Consider the following 20,702-nt stretch of genomic DNA (forward strand, 5'->3'; position numbering starts at 1 on the left):
TTCCGGCAGACAGCCGATTGCGCGGTGCCGCCGCGGCGGCGTATTTCCATGATGCGTTCGAGATCCCGGTCGCGAATGACGACAGGACCGCGATGGCGCTGTACCTGGCTGCAGTGGCGGGCACGCCACGCTGGGTCGACCTGCTGATGACCATGCGCAACCGGGTCGTGTCGCTGTTCGGCCTGAAGGACGTGGGCCACCTGGGCAATATCGATCCGCACAAGGCCCCATCGGATTACAAGCCGGGCGACCGGGTCGGCATCTTTACCCTGCTTTCCATCACCGACCCGGAGATCGTGCTGGGCGATGCGGACAAGCACCTCGACGCCCAGCTCTCCCTGTACAGGCACGCCGGCGCACAGCCAAAGGTGACCGTATCGACCGTGGTGCATGTGCATAACCGGATCGGGCGCCTGTATCTTTTCTTTGTCATCCCCGTACACAAGATCATCGTGCCCGCCATGCTCGCGCGCAGTTTCGGCAAGAGACCCACATGAACCGCAGCGGCCTGCTCCTGCTGGCGGTCACGATTGTCTGGGGCACGACCTTTCCGCTGTTGAAGTCGGCATCGGCCGACCTGAACGGCGTCGAGATCTCCGCCTTGCGTTTCCTGGTCGCCGCGGCCTGCATGCTGCCCTTCCTCATCCGGGCGCCGCGCGCCGCGTGGACCGACGGCGCGCTCCTCGGCGCGCTAGCCCTCGCCTCCTACGTCGCCCAGGCCTATGGCCTGCAGCATATTTCCTCGAACCGCAGCGCCTTCCTTACCAGCCTCAACGTCTTGATGGTGCCGTTTCTCGGCCTGCTGTTCGGCGGCCGCATGTCGGCACCGGTACTGCTGGCGGCAATCCTTGCCTGCCTCGGCATCGGCCTGATGTCGTGGGAAGGCGGCGACAATGCGCAGGGCGACGCGGCAACCCTGCTGTGCGCCCTTGCCTATGCGCTGTATGTGATCATGCTGTCCCGGTGCGCATCCAGGCATCAGTCATCCCACCTTGCCGCCACCCAGATCACGGTGATGGCGCTTCTTGCCACGCTGTGGGTCCTTCTGCAATCCGCCAATACCGGTGCGCTCGCTTCCCTGCCGGCACGCGCAGCGCCCCATGCGATGACCATTCTTTATCTCGGCGCCTGTGCCACCGCCGCGATGCTGTTCCTGCAAGCCATTGGCCAAAGGCATGTATCGGCAGACAAGGCGACGGTGATTTACTCGATGGAACCGGTGTTTGCCTCGCTGTTCGGCTGGATGTGGCTGGGTGAAGTCCTCGGCCCACGAGGCCTGATCGGCGGCGCGATTGTCATCGGCGCGTTGCTGCTGAGCGAATGGCGCCCGCAACCGGAAAAGCTTGCCCCGGACCGGCAATGACCCGGCGATGTCCGAACCGACGTATCGATGTGCTTCATTCACGAAAGGCTGACATGAACAATTCCGGCAACACGCGATGCGCGCTTCTGTTTGTCATCTTGCTGATCCCGGCAGTAGCATCGAGCCAGACCTTGTACAAAACCATCGGTCCGGACGGACGCATCAGCTATAGCGACACACCGCCGGCGGACGCAAAAGTACAGAAGACCATGAGCTATTCTCCGCTACCCGCGTCGCCTGTCGCGGAATCGGCACGCCGGCATCGCGCGGAACTGGAGGCAAGCCTGCAGCGCCGTTCGTCGGAGACCGCGACAAGCGGCGAAGGCATCCGGCTCTTCACCGCGGTGTGGTGCGGTTACTGCACGAAGGCAAAGGCTTATCTGGGGCAGAAAGGCATCGCCTACCAGGAATACGATATCGATACGCCCGCTGGAAAAAGCGCGTTTGCGCAGGCTGGCGCGGGAACAGGGATACCGCTGCTGCTGTGGAAAGACAAACGGCAGCAGGGTTTTTCACAGGCGGGATACGACGCGCTGTTTGAGAGCCTTGACCGCCGGGCAAAGTGAGCGCAGCGGTCATTAGCCCGGCGCCGTCGAGGGCAAGGCATTCCGTATATTGCTGATCTTCTCTTCCAGCATCCGCAGGACTCTCGCGGTCTCGCTTGTTTCCTGCATCAGGATCGCCTTGCGTTGCCCGCTTAGGACGGCTTCACGGCTGATTGCCCGCATCTTCGTTTGCAGGTCCGCATGTTGCGGAATGGAGGAAATCTGCATAGCTGCTTCTGACGGCATGGCCGATCCGGCATGCGACGGGTACGGCAATCGTTGCGGCGCACCGGCTTCGAGATCACTTGGTCCGGCGGTGTACCTGGCTGCCCGGGTCTGCGCACCAAAGCGATGAAACGAAGCTTCCGATCGCTTGTAGACGGCGCCAAGCACTGACAATTGATGGTTGATGCTTCGTTGCGCAACTACCGATCCCGGCAATTTGCTGAAAAACAGTTTCCAGTACGCCGCACTGGAATACATGCGCCAGCCGGCCGGAATGTTGAGCGTTCCCTGTTCCAGCCGCTTTTTCAGGTCGCTCCTGATCTGGACCGTGTGGGTCGCCGCGGGCGGGCCCATTCTTGAACCATAGAGAGCCAGCATCGTGCCGAGAATCAAAAATGCCATCGTCCATCGGGGAAGCTGATAGCCCGGCTCGTTCCGGTCATTGGCGACAAGCTGCCGTACCAGCCGCATGATCGCGCTGATCAGCTGGGGCGTACTCGACCCGCCCAAAATCATCGTGAAGGCCTGCACGCATTTATTGATGGCCAACGGGCAGACCTGCTCCGGTTTGGCCAGGTCGGTCAAGCCTTCCTTGAGAATCAGTGCCGCCGCCGTAAAGGCGCGCGGATTCTCATACGCCCCCATCTCGCGCATCAGAATGCTTTTGCCTTCGTTGGAAAGGACGCTCCAGTCGGGTTCCATCAACGCCGCCATGTCCTTGTCGAGCGTCGCCATCTTTTCCAGGCATGTACCGTAATCACGCTGTTTCGCGCCGCTCAAGGGCTGCGTGTATTGATGCGCCAGCGCATCCCGTTCCCGCCGCTCGTCCGGCGTCAGGCCGGCAGCTTCCTTGTTCAGGTAGTCCAGCCGGATAAAGCTATCGCAATCGCGTGCACCAAAAATCCCGGCAATCTTCTGGGCCAACAACCGCTTTTCGAATTCCATCTGCTTCTGCACCGCGCCGACCCGAATCTCGATCGGTCCTGCCAGGGATTCTTTCGCGAGGGACTCGATGAATCGGTCGAGATCGTCCCGACTGATGTCCGCAACAGTCGCGGGCGCCCGATGTGCGATGCCGGCCTTATCGAGCACATCGACGGCACGCGGCGTGGTCCGCAGTTGCGCAGCTGCCTTGTTGGCGGTATCGGGCAGGCCGGCGAATGCCTGGGCGATCATCGTGCTGACAGCACCGGCCGCCAGCGCATACAGGCCGTATTTCGGATTCTCGGAGAGGAAGGAAACAAGCGCTGCCGCCAGTCCCGCCACGACCCGAACGCCGCGCACGATGGTGGTGTTGTACAGCGCCGCTTGTTCGATGCTGAATTTCGACTCGACTTTTGCGCATACTTCGCGGGCAGCGAGCAGTCGCCGGTATGCCGCATGGAATGCCATGCCGCCATCGACAGGATCCATATGAGCGAACAGTCTTTGACGACTCTCGTCATGACCTTGCCCGTGCATCACATTGGCAATACGCTCAAAATTTTCCGTCGCCTCCGCCAGCTCGTCGATCGCGGCCTTGAGCGTTGGCGTTTTTATGCTGTCCGATGTCGTCTTCGCCGCTTGCAGCATGCTGCGGGACTGCCATCGAAAAACAATCGAATGGGCGATGGTTGGCGGAACAAACGAGAAAACGGCGTAGATCACCTGCGCCACCAAAGCCAGTTGGGCCTTATAAGTCGGACTGTCGTTGCTTAACGCATAGTAGGCGCTTGGTACCAGGGCGAGCAAGGCGGACGGATGGCTCACCCATTGATAAGCGCGGCCCGCAGCCCTCGTATCCCTTTTCCAGTCCACGCCAAAGAAATGTTCCGCCAATGTCATGACACGATCGATTTCCTGCGGCGTGACCGATGCGGGGTCGGCCTGCATCCGTTGCATCATGCGGTGGTACGCCAGATACAGGGCCTTTGCCTCGTCGATATTGTGGTCGGTGATTGCGTGCCGTTTCCGCAATTCGTTTTGATAGCGGGATTGCATCCGCATGACGCCATCGGCATCGTCCGCACCGGGACGATCGGGTTCCGCATGCACGCGGAATGACGATAGCGCACGGCGGTCGGGTCGTCCGAATGTCAGAGGGGCGATGGGTGGCAATCCCGCGGTAACGCGTGAACCGGAAAGAAGAATCACTGCATCCCGCCCTGCAGCGGGACTGGCCGCCATGCCGGGCTCTCCTGCGGCGCGGGATGCCGACGGTCCGGCATGATGGCCGGCATGACCTGAAACCGTCGATCGAGGCGCCGAGGCGGCGATCCTCATTCCGCCTTCCCGGCCGCACCCGTTGCCGGGACTTTCCTTGAACGGCGCATCATTTCCGCTGCGCGCGCATGCGCCTGGCTCGGCGCCGCGGACATCCTGCGTTCTTCCTCCAGCAGAAAGTAGGTCTCGCGCCACTCCTTCGCCCGGCCGGCGTAATGGTGCAGCATGTGCGCCAGCTGTTCTCCGGTCAGCCCTGCGACGCGCACGGCGCCCGACAGCAGGACCTGCCCGGTGGCGAAGTTGATGCCGAAACCGGGCCGGCCGGCACCCATCATGACCAGATTGGCTTCCAGCAGCCTGCGCATCGCGAGTCCGCTGCACTCCTGCGGCAGTTCGCCGAACTCGCAAAACAGAAGCAGGCAATCCGCATTGTCGTCGGCGCCGGGCATCAAGGAGAAACCGATGCCATCGACGGTGACATCAAGCACGAGGTCCGCCTTCCCGCCCTCCGTGGAAACGGGCGGCAAATCCGTGATCCGCCGCAGGTCGCCTAGCAGGCGAAGGCAGGCGTCAACATTTTTCATATGAGCGGCATCCATGGATTGATTGTCGACAACGATCGGCCTAACGCGGACCGGGCACGCATTCCTATGGCACCAGGTCGAGGAGCCGGCCTCGGTTGTCGAGAATCCAATCATGGTCGGGAGGCGTTTGAAGTTCCGGATTTTTCGCTGTCACCAGCTGGATCAGCTTGTCGAGAACGTTGCGCCTTCCACTTTCGAGTTCCGCGACAGCCGCATTCGCCTTGCCTGCAAATTCCGGGATGTTGTCGCTCGCCCGGCGCAGCATGTCCCAGTCGATAGTTCCATCACTCTTTCGCGGCACGGTGATTGCCAGTCCTTCGCTGACGGTCTGCGCCACCTGCCCCCGGGGAGTCACTTCGCCCAGGAAGCGCGTCAGCGTCCCCGCTTCCTGTAAGGTCAGCGGCAACGCATAACTTGACCGCACATGATTGCCGAGGTTGACCGCTTCCAGAATGCTGGACAGGGCGGTCGGATCCGTTGCCGGCTGGCCGCCCGAGCGCCGGGCGATATCGTTTCCCTTGACGGCGATGTCGGGGTCGATCCTGTTGCCCGCGAGGTCGACATTCACCTGGCCCGGGGAGTGCGGTCCGAAGGTGAAATAGGTACCCGGATTGTCGGGCCGGGCCACATGCCGTTGCTGGCGCACCAGATCGGTTCCGGCATGCCCGGATATTTTCCCCGCAAGGTCCGGCCGCAGAAGCCATGCGGCGAACGCCATGTCGGAACACGGGTTGGTAATTACCTGCACCAGCCTGATATCGACCGGCAGTTTTCTGACTGCGGGAATGAGTATCTGCTCCAGGTTGGCGCCCAGCATCGCGGCACGGTCGACGATGATCCTGCCGTGCGCATCGGTCGGTCGCGGTGCCGACGCCGCCAGGAATACCGTATCCGGAATTATTCCCTCGGGTATCTCCCTGTCGCTGAGTTCAAACACGGGATACGCCGGGCTGCCCAGCGAATCAACGGGACTTTTTGCGATATTCCGTTTCATCGCATACACCGGGGTTCTTCCGGAAAAAACTTCGACCAGGGCCGAACCGATATTGCCGGTGGAACCGAATACCATCACTTTGCCGAGCGACTTGATATCGGCATCAACATGGTATGCGTTCCCAGGCTTCGGCCGGCGCATGCGGCGGATTTGCACATCGACGGCAACGGCGTTTCCGGATGCCGCGGGCAGGTCCAGCTCGTTGAACGCATCGATCGCCTGCATCAGGCTTTGTTTGACGCCGGCTCGCTCCGCGCGGAGGAACGATGCGAATGCTTTCCGATCAAGATTTCCCATGGCGTCGAATGACGCCGGGATTGCCGTGCCGGCGCGAACGCGACAGCCGGTCTTGCGAGCCACCCATGCGCTGTCGTTCCCCTTGAGCGCGGCAGTCACAACCGCGGTTTCTCCACGAAGCATCGTCCCGACCCGGCGAAACGCGTCAACGGCGCCCCGGGTATTGTCCGGGTCGTGCAATGTGGAGGCATGGCCGCATACCTGCAGATCGGACCTGACGTGCGACAGGTAGGCAACCTGTTGGGCAACGGAGCAGGAATCTCTGCCGGAGATGATGACGCGGGAGTTCGGCGGAAACCGGCCGGCGTTTTCCGCCAGCTCATCGAGCGAAGTATTCAGCATAAAGGCCGATGTCGAAGGCGCGGAAGGTTCCAGGGCAACGGCATGCTGCACGTTCAGAATCTGTCCGGGCATGTACTGCAGCAAATGCGGGGAGCCGGCCGAACTGACGATATTCAACGAGGGCGTGCCACAGAACTTGTACAGCAACGCCATGGCATCCTTGCCGGGCTCCGGGAGGCGATCCAAGTTGTGCGGATGCCTGACTTCGTTCGACCGGCTGCTATAGACCGTAACGCTGTTGCCGAATGCCTGCGCCAGCTGCGCATCGTTGTGCATCCTGGACCGCTTGTTATTGAAAAGCGTTAGAAAATTCTTCGTGCCACACGGCCTGATGCAAGGAAACGAATCATCCGGCGCTTTTTCCGGAGCGGCGGAACTGGCGGAATGCAGTGCCGGCCGCGCGGGTCCCGCACCTGCACGTTGCGCATGCAGAACATGGACGACCGGCGATGCGGCGGCGCGGTCACTTTTCATAGCGGTCACTTTTCATAGGGTTCACTCGTGTTGACTGATGGTGGACGGAGACAACGGCAACTTCGCTATGCATACATCGAACCGACAAGGGCGGTCTATCGATGCGGACGCACTTGTGTGGAAGCTGTGGATGAATAGTTCCACGAATGAAAGCAGGTTGCGGGCGACACAAGGCAATGCCGGACCGCGCGATGTCTACCGAGCAAACTTAGAGCAACCGGGGCGGTGTCGTGAAATCCGCCGATGCGCGGACCGCATCGAGCATGGACGCGAGAAGCGGCCGTTCGTCGTTGCGCCGCTTTTGAAAGGTGTATGTCAACGGCGACAGCGCCGGGCTGACGCCCAGGATGCGCAGGTCGCCCCGGCTTGACAGCGAGCGCGCCCAGCTCTCCGGAAGAAAGCCGACTCCCATCCCCGCGATCAACAATCCCGCAATCGCGCCCCAGCTATTGCAGGTGAGGCGGTGCGGCACATCCAGGCTCCTCGCCATCAGCCATTCGTCGAGCAGGCGCGTCGTGCCGGCGCCCGTGGGCAGTGTCACGATCGGATGATCCTGCAGCAGTTTGTCCTGGAAGCGCGTCGCCTTCCCCACCAGCTCGGGCGCCGCGACCCAGACGAAATGAGCCTGCCCGACTGTTTGCGAGGCGATCGCTCCATGCTGGGAGCGCCCGGCGATCACGGCGCAGTCGAGTTCGCCGTTGCGAAGGCGCTCGTCCAGCGCAAGCCCGATATCGGCGTGCGGCTCCAGGCGCAGGGCCGGATGGCGCTGGCGGACGTGCGCAACCATTCGCGGCAGCCAGGTCAGCGCGCTGAGTTCGCCGACGCCGAACAGGCAGCGTCCGCTGATGTCCGTGTCCGAGCCGACGGACTTGCGCGTGACTTCCGCCGCCATGAGCAGGGCGCTTGCCTGCGGCAGTAAGCGTTCGCCGGCTTCGGTCAGCGTTGCCTTATGGCCGGACCGGTCGAATAGCCGTACCCCGAGGGAGTCTTCCAGTTCGACCAGCCTTTTGGATAGGGACGACGTCGACAGGTACAACCGTTCCGCCGCCATCGCGAAATTGGCGCAGGTTGCCGCCCAATAGAACGCTTCAAGCTGTTTCAATGTCATCGGCCGTCTCACTATTGTCGAAAAAGCGAAATTGCATATTAGCTTAATTTCGCTTTTTTATAAGCAGTCTCGCCCCTACAGTGAGTTCAACAGGCAATGAATTAAATGAAACAGCGTTCATTCGCACACCTCAGGGTTCGGGCATCACGGTATCGGTCTTTCCATCACCTCGTCGGAGATAACATGAATACATCCTGCAGCACATTGACTCCACGGCGCGCAGCAGCCGTTGCTTCCACCGGGCACGTCGGAAAAGGAACGTTGAAAAGAATCGAAAAAATCCTGTCGCTCGATGACTTCGAGGCCGCGGCGAAGCGAAGGCTGCCCCGTCCCCTGTTCGGCTACATCGCCGGCGCGGCGGAGGAAAACCGCTCGCTGGAAGATAACCGCGCCGCGTTCAATGAATACCACTTTCTGCCAAGGGTGCTCGTGGATGTGTCGCGGCGCTCGCAGCACACGGTACTGTTCGGAAAATGCTATGCGTCGCCGTTCGGCATCGCGCCGGTCGGCATCAGCGCGCTGTCGGCATACCAGGGCGATCTCGTCCTTGCACAGGCGGCGCATGATGCCAATATTCCTGCAATCATGAGCGGCACCTCCCTGATGCCCATGGAGCAGATTATCGAAGCGGCGCCCGGCACATGGTTCCAGGCCTACCTGCCCGCCGACCAGTCGCGTATCGATTGCCTCGTCGACAGGATCTCCCGGGCCGGCTTTGAAACACTGGTCATTACGGTTGATATTCCGGTATGGGCAAACCGCGAAAACAACATCCGTGCCGGATTCACCACGCCGCTCCGCCCCAGCCTGCGACTGGCATGGGACGGCCTGGTCCGGCCGCGCTGGCTGTTCGGCACCTTCGCCCGCACGCTGCTGACAACCGGCATGCCGCATTTCGAGAACTCCTTCGCCACGCGCGGCGCCCCCATTCTGTCGGGCACGGCGATTCGCGACACCACCGGGCGCGATCACCTCAACTGGGAAAACCTTGCGCGCATCCGGCGCAAATGGTCCGGCAATCTTGTCCTTAAAGGCATCCTCCACCCGGACGATGCGGAACGGGCGCGCCGGCTGGGCGCGGACGGCCTCATCGTGTCCAATCACGGCGGCAGGCAGCTCGACGGCGCCGCATCAGCATTGCGCGTCCTTCCGCGCGTCCTCGATGCCGCGGGCGAGCTGCCGGTGATGATGGACGGCGGGATCCGGCGCGGCACCGACGTGCTCAAGGCACTGGCGCTCGGCGCGAAGGCCGTGTTCGCCGGCCGCCCCTTCATGTATGCCGCGGCGGCGGAAGGAAGCCCAGGCATCGAGCACGCCATCCGGTTGCTGCGCGATGAAGTCGACCGGAACATGGCGATGCTCGGCATCAACCGGCTGAGTGAACTCGATGCGGGCTTCCTGCTGCCGGCGCATCCGGACGAGCGCGCCGGCAAGCGGCCGGATGCGCAGCTGGATGTGTGGCCGGCGCGCGAACGGCGCCGGGCCTGACACGCATCCCATCAGACCGTTGATCGCCATTCATTCAATCGCACAAAAGGACATCATGCGAAAACTGACCGCACTCGCGATAGCCGCCCTGCTCCTGGCGGTGACGTCCGTCCAGGCGCAGACCTATCCGGCCAAGCCGATCAGACTGATCATTCCGTTTCCTCCCGGAGGAACAACCGATATCGTCGGCCGTATCGTCGCCGAGAAACTCGGCAAGGAACTCGGGCAACCGGTGATCGTGGAGAACCGGGGCGGCGGCGGGGGAAGCATCGGTGCCGCGGCGATCGCGAAAGCCGAGCCTGATGGCTACACCATCGGCATGGCGACGGTTTCGACCCATGCCGTCAATCCTGCCTGCAATCCGAAACTCGGCTACGATCCGGTCCGCGACTTCATGCCGATCACGAACGTCGCCCACACGCCGAACGTCCTCACGGTCGGACCGAAATTCCCCGCAAGCGATTTCAAGCAGTTCATGACGGAAGTACGGAACAATCCCGGCAAGCTCAGCTATGCGACATCGGGTACCTGCAGCATCCTGCACATGGTCGGCGAGCAATTCAAAAGCGCGACGCGCACCTTCGTCCTGCACATTCCCTATCGCGGCTCCGGCCCGGCGCTCAACGACCTGCTTGGCGGTCAGGTCGATATGATGTTCGACAATCTTCCTTCTTCCATCTCGCATATCAAGGCCGGCAAGTTGCGCGCCATTGCCATCGCCTGGCCGAAGCGGCTCGACGCCATGCCCGAGGTGCCGACGTTCAAGGAACTCGGCCTGCCTCAGGTCAATGATCCGGCGTGGTACGGCTTCGTCGCGCCGCCGAAGACGCCGGCCGAGATCGTCTCGAAGCTGCATCACGCGACAGTGAAGGTGCTCGGCATGCCGGATGTCAGGGACCGCATGATGGCAAACGGCGCCCAGGCGATCGGCAACACGCCGGCCGAGTATGCGGCGGAAATAAAGCTTGAACTGGAAAAGATGAAGGATCTGGTGAACAGGCAGGGCATCAAGCTGGATGGTGCCTGACCTGCGACCGGGCGACGCAGGCGTCGCTTGCCTGATCACCGGGAGGTGCGGAAGGCGATGCATGCATGGTCAGCCAGACACATCGGGGTGCCCCTCCGCCGGTTGGGGTTCCGGCGGAGGCGACCGCAAGGCCGTGTCGATGTCCGTCATCAGGTCGCTCTTCACCTGCAGCCATTGATCGAGCGCCGCAATCCACACGCGCAATTCAAACTCGAATACATCGACGGCGCGGCGCACGAACAGGGCTTCCGGCGCGGGTCTCTCGACCACGAGAGGATTGCGCAGGGCGATCTCCTGCAACAGCGTTTTGATATGCGCCGGATCGGCATCCGGCTTCGTCAGCACCGGCACCGTCACCTGCCGCAGCTTGCTCGATACCGTCCAGTTGGTGACGCGGTCGGAGATCAGCTTGCCGTTCGGGATGATCACTTCCGCGCCGGTGGTGCTGGAGATGACGCTGGCGCGGATGCCGATGCGCTTGACCCTGCCGACCACATCGTCCATCTGGATGGTGTCGCCCACCTTCACCGGCCGCTCGAACAGGACAATCAGGCCGGACACGAAGTTGTTGACGATGTTCTGCAAGCCAAACCCGATACCGACGCTGAACGCGCCGGCGAGGATGGTGAACTTCGTCATGTCGACCCGCAACGCATTGAGCGCGAGCACGAAGCCGGCCAGCAGCACGAGGTAGTGCACCATGGTGGACACCGCATACGGCAGCCCGCGTTCAAGCTGCAGCTTCGGATACACCTCCTCGTCCAGCACGAAGCGGGAAAAGCGTGACAGCGACAGGGTGATCCAGATGATCAGGATGAAGGTGAGCACATCGCCCACCGAGGGGGTGAAGGTGCCGATCTCGATCGACGCATCCCAGGCGCTCCTGGCATATTCGAACAACGGCCCGAGCAGGCCCAGCGATTGCAGGATGAGCGCAATCCAGCCGAGGTAGGCAGCCTGCCGCAGCCAGTGGTTGATGCGCTGCGTGAGCAGCGGCTTGTGCCGCTCGACCATGCCGAGCAGGGAAACCGGCGGCACGCAGAACAGCCCCTGCAGCAAGCCTTCCGCCACGCGCAACAGCACATACAGCACGACGGCGGTATAGGCGCTGGCCAGTGCCGTACCGCCGACCAGGTCGGCCAGCCGGACCTGGCCGTTGATGCTTGCCGCGATGGCGGCGGTGATGATGACGAGCTCCACCCAGGCGACCAGGCGTATCTTGCGCCAGCCCTTGATCTGCGCCCAGGGCGTGCCGGAGCGCTTGCCCGAGCGCCTCAGCATCCACACGAGGAACACGACGAATAACAGCGCTTCCACCAAGAACAGGACCCGCGACAGCACCGGCAGCGGCGCGACGAGGGCCCGCAGCTTGTCGGCGAGGTAAAAGCCCACCAGCCCGTAAAGCATCGTATGCAGGTGCGGCTCGATCAGCCTGCGGGCGAAGATCAGCATCGGCACGGTACCCAGCATGCTCAGCACGACCCAAAACGTGCGCGGCGGGCGCGGATAAAACCAGCTGCTGAGCAGCAGTGCGATGATGATGGCCGTCATCACCGGCATCTCGAAGATCGTCTGCGTGCGGCGCAGGCATTCGTCGGCATTGGCCAGGGTGCGCATGCGCTGCCGCGTCAGGTAGAGCAGCGCGACGATGACGACGAACACCATGAAATGCGTCGTGAAGTTCCTGCTGTAGGCGGAGGCATAGGTGATCAATGCCGCGGTCTGGCTCGACAAGTTGGCCTTGTTTTCCACCGAAAAGCTGTCGATCGACGATTCCCAGAAATCGATCGTCCACAGCGGCGGGCTGTCGCGATACAGCAGTCGCGCCGCCGCGCGTTCGCTGGCGTTGTTGAGCACGTCTCTCGCCTGCGACGCCCGCGCGCCGAGTTCGGCGGACCGGCTTTGCAGCGACAGGATTTCGGTGCGCCGCTCGAGCAGTCGCTTGCGTGTCTTGGCGAGCGCGCTGGTCACATCTTCGATGCGCTCGATCACCGTCGGCGGCGCCGCCTCGCCGACTGCCGCCGTCCGGGTCGCCTCCCACTGCGTGGCGGTTTTTTCCAGCTCGGCGAGGTTGCGGTCGATCTGCAGCGCGCTTCGGGTAAGTTCGCGCGTGATGGCTGTCGCGCGGTTCTCGATATCGCGCCATTCCTGCTGCAGGCCACGGATGATATCGATGGAGGCATTCTGCGGCAACAGCCGCCGCATTTCCGACGACCGCAGCGACACGCCCCGCGCGAGCGCCTGCAATTCGTTGCCGGCGGTTTCGATGAGATCGTCGACCGGGCCTTTGTTGTCCAGCTGGCGGATCTGCAGCATCGTCGCCTCCCCCTGGACGGCGACATCGGCAACGGGAATGGGCTCGGCCACGGGTTCGGGCGCGGGAGCAGCGGGTGCGGCAGGCGCTGCAGGCTTGGCCATAGGCGGTGCAACCAGCGGCGGAACCTGTGCGGAAGCAGCGATGGCGAAGCCTACCCAAAGCAACAGCGAAATCAGCAACCGCAGGCATGCCTGCAGTCCGCATCGATACGAGTTGCCCTGCATGGCAGGTCGCATGAAAGAACAGGGTTTCATTGAATGGCGGGTCGTGGACAAACTTTGCAAGGACTTTGAACCGACATGCAACGCCGCCTATGGTTCGCGGTGATTGTTGCGGAATTGATAGAAGGATCAATGAGAGTAGACCCCTTTGCACTACCAGCCGCAACTGCTTGTGGACAATTTATTGCAGCAGGTCAAAAGCCGGCAAGTATTTATTTCGTGCAGGATAGTTTTACGGAAGCAACTCGACAGGCTGTGTCGAACAATCATCTGGCCCGATACGAGACGAAGCTGCGTTTGCAGATACATGTTTTTCCGGCGCGGCGCTCAACGTCATATCGCAGTCATAAAGCGCCACTACCATCACTCCGTTATTTGAATCGGCAATCGACGAGGCACTTCGATTACCAAACGAAATCTTGGAGCGATGATGATCCAGCTTGATAAAGTCTCGGTGCGGTTCGGCGATGCGGTTGCCCTGCATTCAACCTCAATTTCATTCCAGCCCGGCCAGTTCACGGTCCTGCTGGGCGCGTCCGGCGCCGGCAAATCCACATTGCTCCGTTGCCTGAATATGCTGCATGCGCTGACCGCCGGCACGGTGAGCGCCGACGGTATCGGTCCGCTGCACAGGCGCCATGCACTGCAGCAGCACCGTCGCCGCACCGGCATGGTGTTCCAGCAGCATCAGCTCATCGGCCGCCTGTCGGCGCTGCAGAACGTGCTGATGGGTCGCCTCGCCTATCACTCGACACTGCGCAGCCTGTTTCCGTTGCCGCAAAAAGAGCAGGAAATCGCCCTGCAGAGCCTGGAGCGCGTCGGCCTGCTCGACCGGGCGATGTCGCGCGTCGATCAGCTGAGCGGCGGCCAGCAGCAGCGCGTCGGCATTGCCCGCGCGCTGGCACAGCGGCCACGGATGATCCTCGCCGACGAACCGGTCGCCAGCCTCGATCCGGCCACCGCCGATAAGGTGCTGGCCCTGCTGCACCGGATCTGTACGGAAGACGGTATGTCGATGGTCGTCAGCCTGCACCAGGTCGACCTCGCCAGGCGCTATGCGGACCGCATCGTCGGGCTCGCACAAGGCCGGGTGGTATTCGATGCGGCACCCGACATGCTGACACCGGAAAACGCCGCCGCGTTGTATGAACAGAAGCCCGCCGTCACCGGGCGGCATGACAGCGCTCCCGCCGCGCCCTTTTACCCCTTTCAACTCGCTACCCTGAAGGAATGACCATGAAAAACCTGTTTGCCGCCCTGTGCACGGCGTCGTTGATGCTGCTCGCCGGCGTATCCCATGCCGCTCCCAATCCGGATCCGGAGACGCTGAAAGTGGCATTGCTGCCGGATGAGAATGCTTCCACCGTCATCAAGAACAACCGCCCGCTGGAAATGCACCTGGAAAAGGAGCTGAGGAAGAAAATCGAACTCATCGTCACCACCGACTATTCGTCCATGATCGAGGCAATGCGCCATGGCCGCATCGACCTGGCCTACTTCGGCCCCTTGTCGTATGTGCTGGCGCGCCAGAAAAGCGACATCGAGCCGTTCGCCGCCATCAAGCAGAAAGGCAGCACCACCTATCAATCGGTGTTAATCGTCAACGCCGGTGCCGGCATCAGGAGCATCGCCGACATCGCCAGCAAGAATGTTGCTTACGGCGACAAGGCATCCACCTCCAGCCACCTGATTCCGAAATCGATTCTTGCCGAAAAAGGCCTGAAGGCCGGCGAGAATTACCGCGAGCATTTTGTCGGCGCGCACGATGCGGTCGCGATGGCGGTACAGAACGGCCATGCGCAGGCCGGCGGCCTGAGCAAGCCGATCTTCGAGGCACTGGTGGAGCGCGGCATGATCGATGCCAACAAGGTCAAGGTGCTCGTGGAATCGAAACCGTTTCCGCAGTACCCATGGACGATGCGGTCCAACCTGAAGCCGGAACTGAAGGAAAAGATCCGTACCGTGTTCATCAACATCAAGGATCCGGCCGTACTCAAGCCGTTCAAGGCGGATGGCTTCGGCGCCACCACCGACAAGGACTATGAACCGGTGCGCGAGCTCGGCACCCTGCTGAAGCTCGACCTGTCGAAGTTCTGAACGAATAGGACAACCGATGCAAGCGCAATATCAAGCCCTGCTGGCACAGCAGCGGCGAACCTGGAACCGCTCGATCACCAATGTCGCGCTGGTCATGGCGATCGTAGTCGTCTGCTGGTACCACATCGGCCTGTTCGACGCCGAACGGCTTGGCGAAGGTGTGCCCAGCCTGTTCAGCCTGGTCGGCGAGATGTTCCCGCCCAACTTCAGTCAGGCCGCAAGCTGGATCAAGCCCCTGTTCGATACGCTGGCGATGAGCGTGGCCGGCACCGCGATCGCCGTGCTGTGCTCGATACCGCTGGCCATCCTGGCCGCCCGCACCACCAGTCCGCATCCGGTGGTCTACCAGGTCGCGCGCGGCGTGCTCAACGGCCTGCGCTCGATACCGGAACTCATCATGGGCATCGTCTTCGTTGCCGCCGTCGGTTTCGGTGCGCTTCCTGGAGTACTGGCGCTGGGCCTGCATTCGATCGGCATGGTGGCGAAATTTTTCGCCGAGGCGATCGAGCATGCCGACCCGGCACCGGTGGAAGCGGCGCGTGCCGCAGGCTGCAGTCCGCTGCAGGTAATCATGCATGGCATCTTCCCGCAGGTACTTCCGCAAATGGCCGACACCGCGATCTACCGCTGGGAATACAACTTCCGGGCGTCGACGGTGATGGGCATGGTCGGCGCGGGGGGCATCGGCTTCGAACTGATGGGGTCGCTGCACATCATGCAGTACCAGGATGTATCCGCGATCCTGATCGTGATCCTGGCGATGGTGACGCTCGTCGACGGCTTCAGCTCCTTCCTGCGGCGCAAATTCAAATAACTCTTTTATTCTCCATGAAACCTAAAGTCGTTCTCACCCACTGGGTGCACCCCGAAATCCTCGATCTGCTGCAATCGGTGGCGGATGTCGTCCCGAACACCACGCGGGATACCCTGCCGCGCGCCGAAGTGCTGGCGCGGGCAAGCGATGCGGATGCGCTGATGGCCTTCATGCCGGACAGCATCGATGCCGCTTTTCTCGAGGCCTGCCCGAAGCTGAAGGTCGTCGGCGCGGCGCTGAAGGGGTATGACAACTTCGATGTCGAGGCCTGCACCCGCCGCGGCATCTGGTTCACCATCGTGCCCGACCTGCTCACCATTCCGACCGCGGAACTGACGATCGGCCTGCTGCTCGGGCTGACGCGCCATCTCATCGAAGGCGATCGCCGCATGCGCAGCGGCGGCTTCCAGGGCTGGCGGCCCGAGCTGTACGGAACCGGGCTGACCGGACGCACGCTCGGCATCATCGGCATGGGCGCAGTCGGCCGGGCGATTGCCAAGCGGCTGGCCGGATTCGACATGAAGCTGGTGTACTGCGACAAGATGGCGCTCGATCCGGCGCTGGAAACAGCGTGGGGGGCCAGGCGCGTGGACCTGGACACCCTGCTGGCGACAAGCGACTTTGTCGTGCCGATGCTGCCGATGACAGCGGAGACACTGCACCTGATCAATGCCGGCGCGATCGCGAAAATGAAGCATGGCAGCTATCTCGTCAATGCCTGCCGCGGGTCGGTGGTCGACGAGATGGCCGTCGCCGACGCATTGCGCAGCGGCCGCCTGGCGGGCTATGCGGCGGATGTATTCGAAATGGAAGAATGGCAACGTCCGGACCGTCCGCATGCCGTGCCGCAGGCTCTGCTGGACGACACCGCCCGGACTTTCTTCACGCCGCATCTCGGATCGGCGGTCAGGGAAGTGCGTATCGACATCGAGCGCCAGGCGGCAGGCAACATTCTCCAGGCCCTTCGTGGCGAGCGTCCGGCCGGTGCGATCAACGATCCGCTGCGGGCAGTGGCGTGATTCACCTGGACCGGATCGTCACCTTTCTGGCGGTCGCCGCCCATGGCGGATTCCGGGAGGCGGCGAAGCATACCGGCCTGTCGCAGCCTGCCGTGACGCAGCATATCAAGCGGCTGGAACAGGCACTGAAGATCGAACTGATCGACCGCAGCAATACCGGCAGCACGTTGACCGCGGCCGGAAGGACGTTCCTGCCCTATGCGGAGAACCTGGTGCATACCTGGCATCGCGCCTGCGGGCTGTTCGCGAAGGAATCAATCGTCGTGGGCGCCAGCTCGAACACCGGAATCTATCTTCTGCAGCCCTACCTGAAAGCCTACCGCGACACGACGCAGGAAAAGCTCGACGTGGTCATCGGCGACAACCGCGAGATCGCGGACAAGCTGCAGCGCTGCGAGATCGATGTCGCCGTCATGGAGTGGTGGGATGACCGGCCCGGATTCGTCGCCGGGATATGGCGGCGTGAAGAGCTCGTGCTCATCGTGCCGCCGCAACATGAATGGGCGGCGCTTCCCGGCATTTCTCCCGAACGGCTGCGAGGCTTGTCTTTTCTTGGCGGAGAACCGGGCACCGGCACCGGCCGCCGGCTGCAGCAATGCCTCGGCGATGTCGCGCACACCATCGGCGTCGCGATGCAGCTCGGCAGCACCGAAGCGGTCAAGCATGCGGTACATGCCGGACTCGGCATGTCACTTGTCATGGCATCGGCAGTGGAGAAAGAACACCGCGACGGCTGGTTGCATGCGATACCGATTGATGGCAAGCCGCTGCACAAGGAAATCTTTGTCATGCGGCGGGCAGACGGTTTCAGCGACGCCCCGGCGGTACGGTTCGTGGATTTCCTCCGCCAGGCGGCCGGACAGGAGAGCCCGGCGATGCTTCCGCCGACGTGATCGATGCCATGCTCGGCTTGACATGAATCGCCGCGCTTCGGGTACGCTGCAATGATCGAATTCGATGCAACGGATTCGCGTTGCGCTATCCCGGTCTGTGGGAATGCGATCCGGTCGATCCCTGAGACGGCGGAAGGCGAGAAGCGCGACGGCAGTGGCATGACCGGTTTTCCGGTACGATCGCTGCACCCCTTCACAACAGGCCGGCCATGCCATTCTCATCCACCCCGATACATGCCCTGGTCATGGGCGCATCCGCCGGCATCGGCCTGGCGCTGGCACGCAGGCTTGCCGCCATGCCGGATGTAGCGAGCCTGACGCTCTGCGCACGACGCATTCGCGCGTCCGCCGATATCGCCGCCCTTGTTGCGGCGGCATCGCCGGCCGCGCTGCACCTCCACGATGCCGACATCACCGATGAAGAAAGTTTGAACCGCCTCGCTGCCGAGGTGAGGCAGCGTACGCCTTCGCTGCACCTCGTGATCAACACCGTCGGCCTGCTGCATGACGATGCCCTTGCACCCGAAAAGACGCTGTCGCAACTGACCATGCACGGCATGCTGCGGTCCTTCGCCGTCAATGCCTGCGGGCCGGTGCTGCTGGCGAAAGCGCTGATGCCCTTGCTACGGCAGTCGGACCCGGCGATCTTCGCGTCGCTCTCCGCGCGGGTCGGCTCCATCGGCGACAACCGGCTCGGCGGCTGGTACAGCTATCGGGCGGCAAAGGCGGCCCAGAACCAGATGCTGCGCACGCTATCGGTCGAGCTGCGGCGAATCAACGCGAACAGCATCGTGCTGGCACTACACCCCGGAACGACCGACACCGGCTTGTCGAAGCCCTTCCAGGGCAATGTCCCGGAAGGAAAATTATTCACGCCGGATTTCGCCGCCGAAAGATTGCTGGAAGTCATCGCGGTACGTTCCCCGGCCGACAGCGGCGGATTTTTTGCATGGGATGGCCAGCCAATTCCATGGTGAATGCCGGAAGACGGTCATGCGACACCAATGAACATTTCAACAATGCATGCGTCCAATCGGGTAACTCCAGCGCGACCTGCACTGTTGAAACCATTACCCGATCATGAACAACAATCTCGAAATCCTTTTCCAGTATTTTGCCGACAACAAACTCAAACTCGTCACCGCCGAGTCCTGTACCGCGGGCATGATCGCATCGACGCTGGCCGATATTCCCGGCTGCGGCAGCTGGCTCGATTGCGCATTCGTCACCTATTCCGCCGACGCCAAGATCAGTTGCCTCGGCGTCAGGAAAGAAACCATCGACACCTTCAACCTGACCAGCGAGGAAGTGGCGCGCGAGATGGCGGAAGGCGCATTGCGCGTCAGCCGCGCCAACGTCGCCCTGTCGACCACCGGACTTGCGGGACCGTCGAGCGGCGACAGCGACATTCCGGTCGGCACCGTCTGTTTCGCCTGGTCCTTCGACCATGAAGCCAGAAAACAGACCTTCTCCGAGACGCGGCATTTCGACGGCGACCGCAACGCCGTGCGCGAAGCGGCCACCCACTATGCCATCGGACGAGTCTGGCATTACCATAACGAGCTGGCGAAATTGCATTCACAATAGCTGCGCGGCAGGCGCCCTCGGCCGGTGTCCTGTCACCCTGTGCCACTTATCGAATCGACGACGGAGAACCATTCCATGACCAACATCCAGTACGCGGCTGAACAGCAACGCATCATCCACCTGTTGAAGGTGGCGCCATCCTATGACCCGCGAGCCGAGATAGAACGCCGCACCACATTCCTGTGCGAGCACGTGATGCGCCACCAGCGCAAGACGCTGGTGCTCGGCATCAGCGGCGGCGTCGATTCGCTCACCGCCGGTTTGCTCTGCCAGGCGGCGGTGCAGCAGTCACGAGAGCGCGGACACGAGGCGAAGTTCGTCGCGATGCGCCTGCCCTATGGCGTGCAAAAGGATGAGGAAGACGCGCAGCGCTGCCTCGACACGATCCGGCCCGACGTGGTGATGACGGTGGACATCAAGCCTGCAGTGGACGCGATGATGCAGGCGCTGCATGCCGGCGGCCAGACCTTCGATAGCCCGGAACACGAGGACTTCGTGAAGGGCAATGTGAAAGCGCGCCAGCGCATGATCACCCAATACGCGGTGGCTGGTGGCATGCAAGGCATGGTCATCGGCACCGACCATGCGGCCGAGGCGCTGATGGGCTTCTTCACCAAGTTCGGTGACGGCGCCTGCGACCTGACCCCGCTCACCGGCCTCAACAAGCGCCGTGTGCGCGGACTGGCGAAAGCTTTCGGCGCGCCGGAAGCACTGGTGTTCAAGGTACCGACAGCCGACCTCGAAAGCCTGTCGCCGCTGAAGCCCGACGAGGCCGCATTCGGCGTCAGCTATGACGAGATCGATGATTTCCTGGAAGGCAAGCCGGTCAGCGAGAAGACGTATGAGGTGATTTTCAAGCAGTATCGCGCGACGGCGCACAAGCGGGAATTGCCGATTGATCCTTGGGGAGAATGGTGATTTTTTGGAGGGGCGTTACGTTTCGTAGGTCTGTCACGAGGACTTGAAATCAAATAGGACGTACTGCTTCAGTCACGACCACTGAACTGCTCCTTCCCCCTTCTAGGGGGGTGGAGCAGGGGTTTCGAACGGCATGCCGTTCGCCTGCGGAACGGATTGCGTGTAAGCGCAATCCTCTTGGTTGGGA

At 62.2% G+C, this 20,702-nt stretch carries 19 protein-coding genes; 14 read left to right on the top strand and 5 right to left on the bottom strand.

Annotated features, from left to right (window positions below; translation table 11 throughout):
- The 3 genes from V7080_RS10315 to V7080_RS10325 form a co-directional block, all read left to right on the top strand.
- On the top strand, positions 1–497 hold a 497-nt coding region (locus tag V7080_RS10315; protein WP_334188307.1), incomplete at its 5' end, for a DUF2867 domain-containing protein.
- Positions 494–1,363: a DMT family transporter gene (locus V7080_RS10320; RefSeq protein ID WP_334188308.1), complete on the top strand. Its 870-nt coding sequence runs from the start codon at positions 494–496 to the stop codon at positions 1,361–1,363. The genes V7080_RS10315 and V7080_RS10320, both read left to right, overlap by 4 nt.
- 53 nt (positions 1,364–1,416) lie before the next feature.
- Positions 1,417–1,929 (top strand): glutaredoxin family protein, encoded by a 513-nt coding sequence (locus V7080_RS10325; RefSeq protein ID WP_334188309.1) that lies wholly within the window; start codon positions 1,417–1,419, stop codon positions 1,927–1,929.
- Positions 1,930–1,941: 12 nt separating this feature from the next.
- Here V7080_RS10325 and V7080_RS10330 read toward each other — a convergent pair whose 3' ends face one another.
- From V7080_RS10330 to V7080_RS10345, 4 genes are all read right to left on the bottom strand, one after another.
- Complete coding sequence (locus tag V7080_RS10330; protein ID WP_334188310.1) at positions 1,942–4,299, bottom strand: hypothetical protein; 2,358 nt, start codon at positions 4,297–4,299, stop codon at positions 1,942–1,944.
- Between the two features lie 92 nt (positions 4,300–4,391).
- On the bottom strand, positions 4,392–4,919 hold the full coding sequence (locus V7080_RS10335; RefSeq protein ID WP_334188311.1) for a CesT family type III secretion system chaperone: 528 nt from the start codon (positions 4,917–4,919) through the stop codon (positions 4,392–4,394).
- A 64-nt stretch (positions 4,920–4,983) separates the two neighbouring features.
- Positions 4,984–7,026 (bottom strand): hypothetical protein, encoded by a 2,043-nt coding sequence (locus V7080_RS10340; protein ID WP_334188312.1) that lies wholly within the window; start codon positions 7,024–7,026, stop codon positions 4,984–4,986.
- A 208-nt stretch (positions 7,027–7,234) separates the two neighbouring features.
- Positions 7,235–8,134 carry a LysR family transcriptional regulator gene (locus V7080_RS10345; RefSeq protein WP_334188313.1) on the bottom strand — a complete coding sequence of 300 codons (900 nt, stop codon included), beginning with the start codon at positions 8,132–8,134 and terminating at the stop codon, positions 7,235–7,237.
- A 183-nt stretch (positions 8,135–8,317) separates the two neighbouring features.
- On the opposite strand from V7080_RS10345, the gene V7080_RS10350 reads away from it, so the two are divergent.
- The gene (locus tag V7080_RS10350; protein WP_334188314.1) at positions 8,318–9,622 is read left to right on the top strand and encodes an alpha-hydroxy acid oxidase; all 1,305 of its coding nucleotides are present in this window, start codon (positions 8,318–8,320) and stop codon (positions 9,620–9,622) included.
- A 55-nt stretch (positions 9,623–9,677) separates the two neighbouring features.
- Positions 9,678–10,649: a tripartite tricarboxylate transporter substrate binding protein BugE gene (locus V7080_RS10355; protein ID WP_334188315.1), complete on the top strand. Its 972-nt coding sequence runs from the start codon at positions 9,678–9,680 to the stop codon at positions 10,647–10,649.
- A gap of 69 nt (positions 10,650–10,718) precedes the next feature.
- Here the strand turns inward: V7080_RS10355 and V7080_RS10360 are convergent, their stop codons facing one another.
- Positions 10,719–13,190, bottom strand: a complete 2,472-nt coding sequence (locus V7080_RS10360) for a mechanosensitive ion channel family protein (protein ID WP_334188316.1) — start codon at positions 13,188–13,190, stop codon at positions 10,719–10,721.
- Between the two features lie 75 nt (positions 13,191–13,265).
- On the opposite strand from V7080_RS10360, the gene V7080_RS10365 reads away from it, so the two are divergent.
- The 9 genes from V7080_RS10365 to nadE all read left to right on the top strand — a co-directional run bounded on the left by V7080_RS10365 (position 13,266) and on the right by nadE (position 20,515).
- Entirely contained in the window at positions 13,266–13,631 is a 366-nt protein-coding gene (locus tag V7080_RS10365; protein WP_334188317.1) for a hypothetical protein, read from the top strand.
- Positions 13,618–14,421, top strand: a complete 804-nt coding sequence (gene phnC / locus V7080_RS10370; RefSeq protein WP_334188318.1) for a phosphonate ABC transporter ATP-binding protein — start codon at positions 13,618–13,620, stop codon at positions 14,419–14,421. Before V7080_RS10365 ends, phnC begins: the two co-directional genes overlap by 14 nt.
- A 2-nt stretch (positions 14,422–14,423) precedes the next feature.
- Positions 14,424–15,284, top strand: a complete 861-nt coding sequence (phnD, locus tag V7080_RS10375; RefSeq protein ID WP_334188319.1) for a phosphate/phosphite/phosphonate ABC transporter substrate-binding protein — start codon at positions 14,424–14,426, stop codon at positions 15,282–15,284.
- Between the two features lie 16 nt (positions 15,285–15,300).
- On the top strand, positions 15,301–16,098 hold the full coding sequence (phnE, locus tag V7080_RS10380; protein WP_334188320.1) for a phosphonate ABC transporter, permease protein PhnE: 798 nt from the start codon (positions 15,301–15,303) through the stop codon (positions 16,096–16,098).
- A gap of 14 nt (positions 16,099–16,112) precedes the next feature.
- The gene (locus tag V7080_RS10385; protein WP_334188321.1) at positions 16,113–17,117 is read left to right on the top strand and encodes a phosphonate dehydrogenase; all 1,005 of its coding nucleotides are present in this window, start codon (positions 16,113–16,115) and stop codon (positions 17,115–17,117) included.
- Positions 17,114–18,010, top strand: coding sequence for a LysR family transcriptional regulator (locus V7080_RS10390; protein ID WP_334188322.1), 897 nt, complete (start codon positions 17,114–17,116; stop codon positions 18,008–18,010). Before V7080_RS10385 ends, V7080_RS10390 begins: the two co-directional genes overlap by 4 nt.
- A gap of 209 nt (positions 18,011–18,219) precedes the next feature.
- The gene (locus V7080_RS10395; protein ID WP_334188323.1) at positions 18,220–18,987 is read left to right on the top strand and encodes an SDR family NAD(P)-dependent oxidoreductase; all 768 of its coding nucleotides are present in this window, start codon (positions 18,220–18,222) and stop codon (positions 18,985–18,987) included.
- Between the two features lie 103 nt (positions 18,988–19,090).
- Positions 19,091–19,597, top strand: coding sequence for a CinA family protein (locus tag V7080_RS10400; RefSeq protein WP_334188324.1), 507 nt, complete (start codon positions 19,091–19,093; stop codon positions 19,595–19,597).
- Between the two features lie 75 nt (positions 19,598–19,672).
- Positions 19,673–20,515 (top strand): ammonia-dependent NAD(+) synthetase, encoded by an 843-nt coding sequence (gene nadE, locus V7080_RS10405; protein ID WP_334188325.1) that lies wholly within the window; start codon positions 19,673–19,675, stop codon positions 20,513–20,515.
- Positions 20,516–20,702 lie beyond the last annotated feature (187 nt).

Source organism: Noviherbaspirillum sp., from assembly GCF_036846085.1.
Lineage (GTDB): Bacteria > Pseudomonadota > Gammaproteobacteria > Burkholderiales > Burkholderiaceae_D > Noviherbaspirillum.